Genomic DNA, 12,190 nt, shown 5'->3' on the forward strand with positions numbered 1-12,190 from the left:
ATCGATGTGGATGCGGCGGGTGGCAGCAAGGACGATCAAAGCGTGAAGCATTGCCAAGGGCAGCGGGGGCAGAATATGCGCCGCCGGGTCTCATTACTGCTCATTACGACGATGTTGGGTTCGCCGGCGCTGATGGGAGCGTCTGCGAACGCCCAGCAACCACGGCGTCCCGACGTGCAGCCGGCGCAGCCGACCGCCGAGGCCGAAGCGGCTGCGGCGGCGTCGCGTGAAGCCACGGCCCTGCCCGAGACTGCCGCCAATGCCGGCGTGGTGCGCGCCGTCATCGTGCGCGGCACCGAGCGGCTCGAACCCGAGACGGTGCGGTCGTACCTCAATCTGAATATCGGCGATCGTTACGATCGCGATCGCACCGATACGGCGTTGAAGGCGCTGTTTGCCTCGGAATTGTTCGCCGATGCGACGATCCGCGACGACAATGGCGCGCTGACCGTCGAGGTGAAGGAGAATCCGGTGATCAACCGGATCATCATCGAGGGCGCCAAGCGGGTCAAGGAAGACAAGATTCGCGAAGAAATCCGCCTGGCACCGCGCCAGATCTTCACCCGGTCGAAGGCGCGCGCCGATGTCGGGCGCATTCTCGAACTGTATCGCCGGTCAGGACGTTTCGCTGCTGCTGTCGAGCCCAAGATCGTCCAGCTCGAGCAGAACCGCGTCGACGTGGTGTTCGAAATGACCGAAGGGCCCAAGTCCAAGGTCCGCCAGATCAACATCCTGGGCAACGACAAGTTCAGCGAGGGCGACATCCGCAAGGCGTTCGCGACCAAACAGTCCCGGCCGTGGCGGTTTTTCTCGTCGAACGATACCTATGACCCCGATCGGCTGGCGTACGACCAGCAGAAGTTGCGGCAGTTCTATCTGACCAACGGCTATGCGGATTTCCGCGTCGTGTCGCAGGTGGCCGAATTGACCCCCGATGGCCGCGATTTCATCGTGACCTATGTGCTCGACGAGGGTGAGCGGTACAAGTTCGGCAAGGTCGACCTGGAAAGCCAGATCCGCGACATCAAGTCGGACGAGTTCAAGGCACTGATCACCATCAAGCCGGGCGACTGGTATGATGCGCAGAAGATCGAAAATACCGTCGAGGGCCTGACCGAGACCGCCGGGCTGCTGGGCTATGCCTTTGCCGATGTGCGGCCGCAGTTCGATCGCGACAAGGACAAGCGCGAGATGAATGTGGTCTTCCAGATCGGCGAGGCGCCGCGCGTCTATGTCGAAAAGGTCCAGATCAGCGGCAACACGGTGACGGTCGATACGGTCATCCGCCGCGAGTTCCGGCTGGCGGAGGGCGATGCGTTCAACTCGATCAAGGTCAAGCGGACGCGCGACCGGCTGCAGGGCCTGGGGTATTTCCAGGACAAGCTCGAGATCGAGCAGAAGCCGGGTTCGGCGCCCGACAAGGTCATCCTCGATACCGTCGTGCAGGAGCGCCCGACCGGCGAATTGCAGGTTTCGGCGGGTTTCTCGAGCCTCGAGCGCTTCATCCTGTCGCTGTCGATCCGCCAGCGCAACTTCCGCGGCCGTGGCCAGGAATTGCGCGCTTCGGCCAATCTTTCGAGCTATTCGCGGTCGATCGAGGCGGGCTTTACCGAGCCTTATTTGTTCGGACGCAACCTGGCGCTCGGGTTCGACGTGTTCCGGCGCGATTATCGCTCGTTCAACCAGCTCGGCAGCCAACGCAACACCACCTACACGCAGGTTTCGACGGGATTTCAGGTGCGCACCGGCTTTCCGATCACCGAGTTCTGGGCGGCGTCGTTGCGGTATGGGCTGTCGTTCGAGGAAATCAGTCTCGACGAGTCAGTGTTCTTCACCAACGGCCGGTGCGATCCGTTGCTGGCCGGCCGGTTCCTGTGCGAAGCGCTGGGCAAGCGGACGATCTCGTCGATCGGCTATTCGATCCTGTTCAACAATGTGAACAATCCGCGGCGGCCTTCGACCGGGCAGAAATTTTCGCTCAGCCAGGATCTTGCGGGTATTCCGACGGGCGTGAAGTATCTGCGTACGCGCGCCAATTACGATTGGTATCACGCGCTGTTCGGCACCGGGTTCGTTCTCAATCTGGGCGGCGAGGCGGGCTATATCGCCGGTTATGGCGGCAATGACGTGCTGCTGACCGATCGCTTCTTCCTCGGACAGCCGCAGATGCGCGGTTTCAACATCCGCGGTGTCGGGCCGCGGGTGCTGCGCCAGATGTTCGATGCCTCGGGAACGCCGATCACCGATCGCCAACAGGTCCAGGACGATGCGATCGGCGGCAAGGCCTATTACCTGGCGCGTGCCGAAATCCAGATTCCGCTGGGTTCCAGCGGTGAGGAGCTGGGGCTGCGGCCGTCGATCTTTGCCGATATGGGCGCGCTGTGGAACGTCAAGGCACCGCAGCTGACCTGCCTTAATGGTCCGACGACGGCGCGGCCGGATTGCCTGCCGTTCAACGGTTCGTCGTCGGGTTTCCAGGAAGTGTTCCTAGGCGATTCGCCGAGTCCGCGCCTGTCGGTCGGCGTCGGTGTCTCGTGGAATTCACCGTTCGGACCGTTCCGCTTCGATCTCGCCAAAGCCGTCCTTAAGCAGGAAGGCGACGATACCCAGCTATTCCAATTCAACGTAGGGACTCAATTCTGATGAAGACCATGCTTACTGCCGTGGCGCTTGCCACCGCCGCCATTGCCGCTCCGGTTGCCGCCCAGACGCTGCCGCCAGCGGTCATCATCATCGTCGACATGGACAAGGTGTTCCAGTCGACCGCCGCTGGTCGCCAGGCGCAGACCGAGCTGAAGACGCGTCTCGACAGCATCCAGGCGCGCGTCACCTCGCTGCGCACGTCGTTCGGCACCGAGGAGCAGACCCTGGTGTCGACGCGCCCGGCACAGGCGGCGACGCCTGCGGCGATCACCGCGTGGGAGACGAAGGCCAAGGATTTCCAGACCCGCAAGACCCAAGCAGAAGCCGAACTGGCCAAGCGCGAGCAGGATTTCCAGGCGAGCCGCCAGTTCGTGCTCAAGCAGATCAATGACGGCGCGCAGCCGATCATCACGACGATCATGAAGGAGCGCGGTGCTTCGATCGCGCTCGCCGAAGGTGCGACGCTGCAGCATTCGGCAAGCGTCGATGTGACCAACGATGTCGTTGCGCGCCTCGACAAGTCGCTGCCGCGCGTTTCGACGGCGGCTCCGGCGACCCCCGCCGCGCGATGAGCGACACTTCGGCAGCAGCGTCTTCCGCGGATATTCTTGCGGACGCGTCTTCCGCGGATATCAACGCGGTAATGGCGCTGCTGCCGCATCGCTTTCCGATGCTTCTTGTCGATCGCGTCGAGGACATTGTCCCCGGCGTGTCGGCGCGCGGCATCAAGGCGGTGACGATCAACGAGCCGTTTTTTGCCGGGCATTTTCCGGGACGGCCGATCATGCCGGGCGTGCTGATCGTCGAGGCGCTGGCGCAGACTGCCGGGGTGCTGGCGCTGCGAACGCTCGGGGATGCGGGGAAGGGCAAGCTGGTTTACTTCATGGCGATCGAGGCGGCGAAGTTCCGTGCGCCGGTGGAGCCGGGGTGCTTGCTCGATCTGAAGGTGGCTTTTACCCAGAACCGGGGGCGGGTGAGCAAGTTCAGCGGGCGGGCCGAGATTGCCGGCAAGCTGGTGGCCGAGTGCAGCTTTACGGCGATGATTGCGGATCCGCCTGAGGTGGGTTGAGGTTCAGGGTTGCCGCTTGGCCCCAGATCCCATTTTTATTTGAGCGCCGAAGAAACTGGATCCCGGGTCAAGCCCGGGATGACAGCGTCGGTACGCGCGGGCCTTACTCGCTCGGGATGATCGCCGGCACGCGCTCGCTGCGGCTCGCCCATAGGCATGCGGCCAGGATGATCGCGGCGCCGATCCAGACCTGCGGGCGGACGGGTTCGGCGAAGAAGATCCAGCCGAAGAACGCGGCCCAGGGGAGGGCGGTGAATTCCATGACGGCGAGGGTTTGCGCCTCGATATGGGCGTAGGCGCGGGAGAGGAACTGCATGCCGATGTTGCCGATCAGACCGAGCAGCATGAACCAGCCGAGAAGGGGGATGTCGGGGAGGGGGGCACCGATGGCAACCGGGCTGAGGACGAGCATGGGGATGGCGGCGCCCATGAGGGTGACGATAGTGGCGCCGTCGCTGGCGGCGCGCGCGCGGAGGAGGACCGACGCGCCGGCGTAGGCGATGGCGGCGTAGAGGACGGCGCCAAGCGCAAGGAGGCGGTCGCCGCTGAAATCGGGGGCGCCCTGGACGGTAACGAGCACGCCGATGAAGCCGAGGCCGACGGCGGCAAGGATGCGGGGCTGCATGCGTTCACCGAGGACGAGGCTGGCGAGGGGCGGGACGAGGAGCGGAGCGATGAAGGACAGGGTGATGGTTTCGGCGAGGGGGCGCTTGGTGAGCGACCAGTAGAAGGCGAGCGCCATGGAGGCGATGAGGATGCCGCGGACCAGATGGAGGGGGAGCATTTCGCGGGTGAGGGGTTGGCGGCCCTGCCAATTCCAGACGAGGAGGGCGAGGGCGGTGCCGGTGGTGTAGCGGGCGAGGGTGATTTGTGGGACGGGGACGCTTCCGGCGAGGTGTTTGACGACGACGTCCATCAGGCACAGGCTGCCGATGCCGGCGGCGGCCTGGGCGAAGGCGATGGGGCGGGTATTTGGCATTATTTCCCGAGTTGGCGGATGAGTTCGGCGGCGAGGTAGAGGCGGCGCGGGACGGCTTCGAGGAAGACATATTCGGCGGCGCCGGTGTGATAGCCGTAGCCGGGAAGGCCGAGGGATTCGATTACGGGAACGTTGGCCAGGGCTGCGTAGCCGGCGTCGGTGCCGCCGCCGGAGCGGGGCTCGATTTCGAGTGGGTGGCCGAGATCGGCGTAGATGGCGCGGGCGCGGGCGATGAGGGCGTCGCTGGCGTGGGTGGCGGTGAACGGCGGACGGTTGACGCGCACTTCGAGCTGGATTTCGGCGCCGGGGAGCGAGGGTTTGGCAAGGCGGCGGGTGATTTCGGCCTTGAAAGTGTCGAACTGGGCGGTGGTGGAGGTGCGCAGGTCACCGACGAGGGTGATGTTGTCGGGGATGATGTTGCGGACGCCGGCGGGGGATTGGCCGATGACGGTCCAGTTGAAGCGCAGCTTGCCGGGGCCCTGATCGAGGTCGCGGGTGGCCTCGATGACGTGGGCGGCTTCGACGAGGGCGTTGATGCCTTGTTCAGGGGCGGCGCCGGCGTGGGAGGCCTTGCCCTTGATGACGGCGGTAACGGTGTTGGTGCCCGAGGTGGCGCGCCAGAGCTGTTCGGGCATGGTGGTGGGTTCGAAGGAGAGGACGGCGTCCTTGCCGCGGGCGAGTTCGGTGATGATGGCGCCGGAGCCGAGCGAGCCCTTTTCCTCGTCGGTGTTGATGACGATGGTGAGGGAGCCGTAGTCGGCGGGTTTTAGCAGCTTGAGCGCATGGAGGATGACGGCGATGCCGCCCTTGTCGTCGGCGATGCCGGGGCCGTAGGCTTTGCCGCCCTCGATGCGGAAGGGGGCCTTGGCAAGAGCGCCGCGCTGGTAGACGGTGTCCATGTGGCTGAGCAGGAGGAGGTTCTTGCGGCCGGTGCCCGTGAGGCGGCCGACGATGATGTCGCCCTTGGAGATGGGGAGGGGGGCGACACGTTCGACCTTGGCGCCTTGGGCCTTGAGGGCGGTTTCGATGAGGGTGCCCAGCGCCGCCATGCCTTCAGCGTCGCCGGTGCCGGATTCGATGTTGACGAGGCTCTCGAGGGTTTTTGTGACGGCTGGGGCTTCGGCGGTGGCGGCCTTTAGGAGGGTGGGGTCGATTTTTGCGGTGGCGGGGGCTGCGAGGATTGCGGCGATGGCGGCGAGGTGGTGGATTGGCTTGGTCATGGTGGCTCCCCGGATGTGCGGGGAGTGTTAGTCGGGCGTTGGGGCGTTGCAAAGGCGGTGCGTTATATTGCGCGAGCGGGTGCACCCTCACCCGGGCCGCTGGCGCGTCTCTCGCCTCTCCCGCGGGCGGGAGAGGGGCAGGGGGTCAGCGCAGCGCGGCTAGGTCGGCGGCGGTGTTGATGTTGGCGAGCTTGCCGAGGTCGATGGCGTGGGCGTAGCAGGCTTCGGCCCAGCCGTGGACCGAGCGGTTGCCGGCGAGGATGTGGTCGCCGAGGGCGCTGGCGAGCGTGGTGGGCCAGAGGCCGATGGTGGGTTGGCCGAGCGCATAGGCCGGGGCGGGGGACAGGCTGCGGGCGAGGTCGGGGGGCAGGTTGGGCAGGTCGCAGCCTGCCGTGAGGACGTGGTTGTAGCCGGTTGCGGCGGCGTGGCGCAGGGCGGCGCAGAGGCCGCCGAGGGGTCCGAGGCCGGGGTTTGGCCAATCGGGGATGCCGGTCATGTTGGGGTAGTCGCGGCCGACGACGACGACGGCGCCTGCTTCGCGGGCGAGGGCGTTGATCACATGGTCGATGAGAGCGACGCCCTGGTGGCGGGCGAGCGCCTTGTCGGAGCCGAAGCGGCTCGATTTCCCGCCTGCGAGGACGGCACCGAGGAGTCTCAAGCGGTTTCTTTGAACAGCTCGCGGCCGATCAGATAGCGGCGGATTTCGCTGGTGCCGGCGCCGATTTCATACAGCTTGGCGTCCCTCAAGAGCCGCCCGGTCGGGTAGTCGTTGATATAGCCGTTGCCGCCGAGGCACTGGATGGCCTCGAGCGCCATCCAGGTGGCTTTTTCGGCGCTGTAGAGGATGCAGCCGGCGGAGTCCTTGCGGGTGGTTTCGCCGCGGTCGCAGGCCTGGGCGACGGCATAGGTGTAGGCGCGGGCGGTCGATTGGGCGACGTACATGTCGGCGAGCTTGCCCTGCATCAGCTGGAAGGTGCCGATGGGTTGGCCGAACTGGCTGCGGTCGTGGATATAGGGGACGACGACGTCCATGCACGCGGCCATGATGCCCAATGGGCCTCCGGAGAGCACGACGCGTTCATAGTCGAGACCCGACATCAGCACCTTGGCGCCCATGCCAACGCCGCCGAGGATGTTTTCGGCGGGGACTTCGCAATCCTCGAATACCAGCTCGCAGGTGTTGGAGCCGCGCATGCCGAGCTTGTCGAGTTTCTGCGCGGTGCTGAAGCCCTTCATGCCGCGCTCGATGAGGAAGGCGGTGACGCCGCGCGGCCCGGCTTCGGGGTCGGTCTTGCCATAGACGACGAGGGTGTCGGCGTCGGGGCCGTTGGTGATCCAGAACTTGTTGCCGTTCAGGAGATAGGCGTCGTTGCCCTTCCTTTCGGCGCGGAGCTTCATCGAGATGACGTCGGAACCGCTGCCGGATTCGGACATGGCGAGGCTGCCGACATGGTCGCCGCTGATGAGGCTGGGGAGATATTTCGCCTTTTGCTCGGCGGTGCCCCAGCGCGCGATCTGGTTGATGCAGAGATTGGAATGGGCGCCGTAGCTAAGGCCGACCGAGGCCGAGGCGCGGCTGATTTCCTCGATGGCGATGACGTGGGCGAGATAGCCGAGGCCGAGACCTCCGTCTGCCTCTGGGACGGTGATGCCGTGGAGGCCGAGGTCGCCGAGTTTTTTCCACAGGTCCATCGGGAAGTGGTTGGACGTGTCGATTTCGGCGGCGCGGGGCGCGATTTCGGCGGCGGCGAAGGCGGCGACGCTGGCGCGCAGCATGTCGATGGTTTCGCCGTGATCGTAGCGGAGCGAGGAGAGCATCAGCGGGCCTGATCGTTGCCGAGAGAGGTGTGGGTCATGGCGGTGGTTTAGGCGGGTTGGGGGGGCGGGGGAAGGGGGCAGGAAAGAAGCACCCACCCCCGGCCCCTCCCTTAAAGAAGGGAGGGGAGTTTAGGGAGGAAGCGAGGAAGTGAACCCGCCCCCGACCCCTCCCTAGAAATAGGGAGGGGGGAAGAAAGTAGCGGCCCCCCCGACCCTTTGAAAGTCAGGCGATTTCCACCAGCAGCATTCCGTCGGCGATCTGGTCGCCTTCGGTTATGTGGACGGCGGTGATGGTGCCGGCGGCGCGGGCGGTTATGCGGTGTTCCATCTTCATCGCTTCGAGAACGAGGAGGCGGTCGCCGGCTGCCACCGCCTGCCCGGCGATGGCGTCGACGGCGAGGACGCGGCCGGGCATGGGGGCGATGATGCGGCCGTCGGAGGCACCGGTGACGGCGTCCTTTCGGGGGGCGCGGCGGCTGAGGATGTAGGTCTGGCCGCCGAGGCGGACTTCGACGGCATCGGGGCCGGTGACGATGTTGCCGGTTACGATGCGGCCGCCGATGTCGGCGACGATGCCGCCGTTTTCGCGGCGCGCGCCGACTTCGGCGATGGTTTCGAGGCCGGCGAGGCGGAAGCGGCCACTCCCCGCCGCGCGGGCGCGATGATCGCCGGCGGCGCGGACGGTCAGGGCGTACATGGTGTCGCCGGTCCAGAAGCGGAAACTGCGTTCCTCGGGCAGGTTGAGGCGGAAGCCCGAGCGCGCAAAGGGTGAGGCGGCAGGTGCGGCTGGGGTTTCAGGCAGGACCGCGGCAAGGGCGGCGAGGAGAAGTGCGGTTTCGGGGACGGCCGATGCCGGGGCGAGGGCGTCGGCGTGGCGGACGATGAAGCCGGTGTCGACGTCGCCGTCGCGAAACGCCGGGTGGTCGGCGAGGCGGGCGAGAAAGGCGCGATTGGATTTGAGGCCCTCGACGATGGTGCCGCCGAGTGCCGCGACGAGGCGGTCGATGGCGATGCCGCGGTTGGGACCCCAGGCGATGACCTTGGCGATCATCGGGTCGTAGTCGAGGCCGATGGTGCTGCCGGTTTCGACACCGGTGTCGATGCGAACACCTTCTGCATCTTTGTTTGCGGCTCCGCTGTGCGCTGCGCCGGTGCCGAAATCGAGGCGCGTGAGCGTGCCGGTGGACGGCAGGAAGCCGCTGTCCGGATCCTCGGCATAGAGGCGGGCTTCGACGGCGTGGCCGGTGACGGCGATGGCTTCCTGGCTGGCGGGGAGCATCTCGTCGCGGGCGACGCGGAGCTGCCATTCGACGAGGTCGAAGCCGGTGATGCACTCGGTGACCGGGTGTTCGACCTGGAGGCGGGTATTCATCTCCATGAAGTAGAAGGCGGGGTCGCCATTGGCGTCGACGGCATCGAGATCGAGGATGAATTCCACGGTGCCGGCACCTTCATAGGCGATGGCGGTGGCGGCGGTGACAGCCGCTATCCCAAGCGTGTGGCGGAGGCGGTCGCTGAGGCCCGGGGCGGGGGCTTCCTCGATGACTTTCTGGTGGCGGCGTTGCAGCGAGCAGTCGCGCTCGAACAGATGGACGACATTGCCGTGGCGGTCGGCGAAAACCTGGACCTCGACGTGGCGCGGGCGCTGGATGAGCTTTTCGAGCATGACGCCGGCGTTGCCGAAGCTGTTCTGGCCTTCGCGCTGGGCGGCCATGAGGGCGTCCTGGAATTCGGCGGGGTCGTGGACGGCGCGCATGCCCTTGCCGCCGCCGCCGGCAACGGCCTTGATGAGCAGCGGGAAGCCGACGCCTTCGGCGGCGCGCTCGAGGCGGACAAGCGACTGGTCGGTGCCCTGGTAGCCGGGGGTGATGGGAACACCGGCCTTTTTCATTGCGGATTTGGCGGAGTCTTTCAGCGCCATGACGCGCATCGCGGCTTCGGGTGGGCCGACGAAGATGAGCCCGGCCTTGCGGACCGCTTTGGCGAAATCGGCGTTTTCCGAAAGGAAGCCGTAGCCGGGGTGGATGGCGTCGGCGCCGGTTCGCCTGGCCGCGGCGATGATGGCGTCGATATCGAGATAGGGGCGGGCTTCGGCGGGGCCGATGGCGACCGACTGACCGGCCTCGCGGACGTGCGGCGAGGCGGCGTCGGGATCGGAATAGACCGCGACCGTGGCGATATCCATGGCGTGCGCCGTGCGGATGATGCGCCGGGCGATCTCGCCGCGGTTGGCGATGAGGAGTTTATGCATGGGTGGGGCTCATTTCGGGCAACCTGTGGAGTCGGCGGTCCAGGCGAGGGAGTTGATCAGCCATTTGCCGCGGGTCTTGACGAAGCCGAACGAATCAACGCCGCAATGGCTGCGCTTGCCATCGATATCGAGGCTGTAGGGGGCCCAGACATGGGCGAAATCGCGGGTGACAAGAATTTGCGGGTCGATCAGGCGCTCGTCGATGGCGGTGCCCATGCGGGCGCGCATGCGGGCGGCGAACTCGGCGGCGGGGAAGACTTCGAGGTTGGAGCTGCCATCGGGCTTGAAGCGCTGGATCTGGATGAGGGTGCCTGGCTGCTGGGCGGCGAGGAAGGCGCCGGCGTCGTTGGTGTTGATGCTGTGCATGAAGGCGGACAGAGCGGCGGCGACTTCGGCGTGGTGGTTTTGCGCGGCGGCGGGTGCGGCGGCGAGCGCGAGCGCGAAGGCGAGGCGGCGGATCATGCGTTCCACTCCGGTTTGCGCTTGTCGAAGAAGGCCGCGAGGCCTTCGCGGCCTTCGTCCGAAGTGCGCCTGGCGGCGATGCGGTCGGCGGTGATTTCGCGCAAGGATTTGTCGATGGGACGGCCTGCAACGTCGGCGACCAGAGTTTTGGCGTCGGCGACGGCACCGGGCGCGGCCGCCGCGAGATGGACGAGCCAGTTGGCGATTATGGCGTCGGCGGTCGCGGCATCGGGGGCGGTTTCGTGGACGAGGTTCATGGCTTTTGCTTCAGTCGCACCAAAGCCTTCGGCGGTGAGGAACCAGCGGCGGGCGTGGGAGGCGCCGGTCTTGGCGACGACGAACGGCGAGATGGTGGCGGGGGTGAGGCCGAGGCGGACCTCGGAGAGGCGGAACTGCGCACCTTCGATGGCGACGACCATGTCGGCGCAGGCGACCAGGCCGACGCCGCCGCCGGCGACATTGCCGTGGACGAGCGCGATGACCGGCTTGGGGCAGGTATCGATGGTTTGCAGCATGTCGGAGAGCTTGAGGGCGTCGGCGCGGTTTTCGGCGGCGGTCCAGCCGCCGGCGCGGCGCATCCAGGCGATATCGGCGCCGGCGCAGAAGGATTTGCCGTTGCCCGAGAGGATGATGGCGCGGACGGCGGGATTTTTACCAAGTGACTGGAAGGCATCGGTAATGGCGGCAATCAGCGCCTCGTCGAAGGCGTTGTGGCGTTCGGGGCGATCGAGGGTGACGCGGGCGATGCCGCGGTCGTCGATGGTGTTGGTCAGCATGATGGGGTCCCGATCTGGTGTTCAGGGATAGGCGAACGGGGGGGAAAGGCAATGGTGGGGAGGGGGTGACATTGGGGGCCGGGCACCCTACTTCACGCCCCCCATGATGAACCCCCCGCACGTTCCCCCCCGTATATTTCCCACCGCTCGCGAGGAGGCTGTGGCTGCCAACGCGCCGACCAGCGTGCCGCAGACCGAGCATCCGGCGTATGCGCTGGCGTTCCAGGACAATGATTTCCTGTTGCGGCCGGAATTGCGGCCGGTGCGGTTTCAATTGGAATTGCTGAAGGCCGAGTTGGCGCTGGGGGAGGCGGGCATCGATTCGATGTTCGTGTTCTATGGGTCGGCGCGAATTCCGTCGCCCGAGGAGGCGCAGGGCGTGCTCGATGCGGCGACGACACCCGAGGAAAAGGCGATTGCCGAGCGGCTGGTGGCGAAATCGCATTATTACAATGTTGCGCGCGAACTGGCGGCGCTGGCGTCGTGCAACGATGCCGGCGGCGAGCGGTGCTTTACGGTGTGTTCGGGGGGTGGGCCGTCGATCATGGAGGCGGCCAATCGCGGCGCTGCGGATGTGGGGGCGCCTTCGGTGGGGCTGAATATCGTGCTCCCGTTCGAGCAGGTGCCGAACCCGTATGTGACGCCGGGGCTGTCGTTTCAGTTTCACTATTTTGCGCTTCGGAAGATGCATTTCTTGATGCGTGCCAAGGCGGTGGCGGTGTTTCCGGGCGGGTTCGGGACGTTCGACGAGATGTTCGAGTTGTTGACGCTGGTGCAGACGGGGAAGGTCGCGGCGCTGCCGATCCTGCTTTATGGGCGGGAATTCTGGACGAAAGTGGTGAACTTCGAGGCGCTGGCGGACGAGGGGGTTATTGCGCGGAGTGATCTGAAGCTGTTTCATATTGTGGAGACGGCGCAGGAGGGGTGGGATATTGTGGCGGAGCAGTTCGGGCTTTAACGTCGGCGGGGGAC

The 12,190-nt window shown here is 66.0% G+C and carries 11 protein-coding genes; 4 read left to right on the forward strand and 7 right to left on the reverse strand.

The window, feature by feature from the left end; genetic code table 11:
* Positions 1–75: 75 nt before the first annotated feature.
* From bamA to fabZ, 3 genes are read left to right on the forward strand one after another with little or no spacing between them, the layout of a single operon-like run.
* A complete protein-coding gene (gene bamA / locus IEW98_RS01985) occupies positions 76–2,643 on the forward strand; it encodes an outer membrane protein assembly factor BamA (RefSeq protein WP_243450523.1) in 2,568 nt (855 codons plus the stop codon).
* Positions 2,643–3,215 carry an OmpH/Skp family outer membrane protein gene (locus tag IEW98_RS01990; protein ID WP_188761228.1) on the forward strand — a complete coding sequence of 191 codons (573 nt, stop codon included), beginning with the start codon at positions 2,643–2,645 and terminating at the stop codon, positions 3,213–3,215. Before bamA ends, IEW98_RS01990 begins: the two co-directional genes overlap by 1 nt.
* Positions 3,212–3,712, forward strand: a complete 501-nt coding sequence (gene fabZ, locus IEW98_RS01995) for a 3-hydroxyacyl-ACP dehydratase FabZ (RefSeq protein ID WP_188761229.1) — start codon at positions 3,212–3,214, stop codon at positions 3,710–3,712. Before IEW98_RS01990 ends, fabZ begins: the two co-directional genes overlap by 4 nt.
* Positions 3,713–3,815: 103 nt before the next feature.
* On the opposite strand, the gene IEW98_RS02000 is transcribed toward fabZ, so the two are convergent.
* The 7 genes from IEW98_RS02000 to IEW98_RS02030 all read right to left on the reverse strand — a co-directional run bounded on the left by IEW98_RS02000 (position 3,816) and on the right by IEW98_RS02030 (position 11,218).
* Entirely contained in the window at positions 3,816–4,691 is an 876-nt protein-coding gene (locus IEW98_RS02000; RefSeq protein ID WP_188761230.1) for a DMT family transporter, read from the reverse strand.
* Positions 4,691–5,911: a glutamate carboxypeptidase gene (locus IEW98_RS02005; protein ID WP_188761231.1), complete on the reverse strand. Its 1,221-nt coding sequence runs from the start codon at positions 5,909–5,911 to the stop codon at positions 4,691–4,693. Before IEW98_RS02005 ends, IEW98_RS02000 begins: the two co-directional genes overlap by 1 nt.
* Positions 5,912–6,056: 145 nt before the next feature.
* Positions 6,057–6,569: a molybdenum cofactor guanylyltransferase gene (mobA, locus tag IEW98_RS02010; protein WP_188761232.1), complete on the reverse strand. Its 513-nt coding sequence runs from the start codon at positions 6,567–6,569 to the stop codon at positions 6,057–6,059.
* On the reverse strand, positions 6,566–7,729 hold the full coding sequence (locus IEW98_RS02015; RefSeq protein ID WP_188761233.1) for an isovaleryl-CoA dehydrogenase: 1,164 nt from the start codon (positions 7,727–7,729) through the stop codon (positions 6,566–6,568). The genes mobA and IEW98_RS02015 overlap by 4 nt, the downstream gene beginning before the upstream one ends.
* Positions 7,730–7,952: 223 nt before the next feature.
* Entirely contained in the window at positions 7,953–9,980 is a 2,028-nt protein-coding gene (locus IEW98_RS02020) for an acetyl/propionyl/methylcrotonyl-CoA carboxylase subunit alpha (protein ID WP_188761234.1), read from the reverse strand.
* 9 nt (positions 9,981–9,989) lie between these two features.
* Positions 9,990–10,442, reverse strand: a complete 453-nt coding sequence (locus IEW98_RS02025; RefSeq protein WP_188761235.1) for a hypothetical protein — start codon at positions 10,440–10,442, stop codon at positions 9,990–9,992.
* The gene (locus tag IEW98_RS02030) at positions 10,439–11,218 is read right to left on the reverse strand and encodes an enoyl-CoA hydratase-related protein (protein ID WP_188761236.1); all 780 of its coding nucleotides are present in this window, start codon (positions 11,216–11,218) and stop codon (positions 10,439–10,441) included. Before IEW98_RS02030 ends, IEW98_RS02025 begins: the two co-directional genes overlap by 4 nt.
* 106 nt (positions 11,219–11,324) lie before the next feature.
* On the opposite strand from IEW98_RS02030, the gene IEW98_RS02035 reads away from it, so the two are divergent.
* Positions 11,325–12,176: an LOG family protein gene (locus IEW98_RS02035; protein ID WP_188761448.1), complete on the forward strand. Its 852-nt coding sequence runs from the start codon at positions 11,325–11,327 to the stop codon at positions 12,174–12,176.
* Positions 12,177–12,190 lie beyond the last annotated feature (14 nt).

The sequence above is a fragment of the Sandarakinorhabdus glacialis genome (assembly GCF_014643455.1).
Lineage (GTDB): Bacteria > Pseudomonadota > Alphaproteobacteria > Sphingomonadales > Sphingomonadaceae > Sandarakinorhabdus > Sandarakinorhabdus glacialis.

Coding starts and splice junctions, on each gene's coding strand:
- bamA (WP_243450523.1), top strand. CDS start 76: ATGCGCCGCCGGGTCTCATTACTGCTCATTACGACGATGTTGGGTTCG.
- IEW98_RS01990 (WP_188761228.1), top strand. CDS start 2,643: ATGAAGACCATGCTTACTGCCGTGGCGCTTGCCACCGCCGCCATTGCC.
- fabZ (WP_188761229.1), top strand. CDS start 3,212: ATGAGCGACACTTCGGCAGCAGCGTCTTCCGCGGATATTCTTGCGGAC.
- IEW98_RS02000 (WP_188761230.1), bottom strand. CDS start 4,691: ATGCCAAATACCCGCCCCATCGCCTTCGCCCAGGCCGCCGCCGGCATC.
- IEW98_RS02005 (WP_188761231.1), bottom strand. CDS start 5,911: ATGACCAAGCCAATCCACCACCTCGCCGCCATCGCCGCAATCCTCGCA.
- IEW98_RS02015 (WP_188761233.1), bottom strand. CDS start 7,729: ATGCTCTCCTCGCTCCGCTACGATCACGGCGAAACCATCGACATGCTG.
- IEW98_RS02020 (WP_188761234.1), bottom strand. CDS start 9,980: ATGCATAAACTCCTCATCGCCAACCGCGGCGAGATCGCCCGGCGCATC.
- IEW98_RS02025 (WP_188761235.1), bottom strand. CDS start 10,442: ATGATCCGCCGCCTCGCCTTCGCGCTCGCGCTCGCCGCCGCACCCGCC.
- IEW98_RS02030 (WP_188761236.1), bottom strand. CDS start 11,218: ATGCTGACCAACACCATCGACGACCGCGGCATCGCCCGCGTCACCCTC.
- IEW98_RS02035 (WP_188761448.1), top strand. CDS start 11,325: ATGAACCCCCCGCACGTTCCCCCCCGTATATTTCCCACCGCTCGCGAG.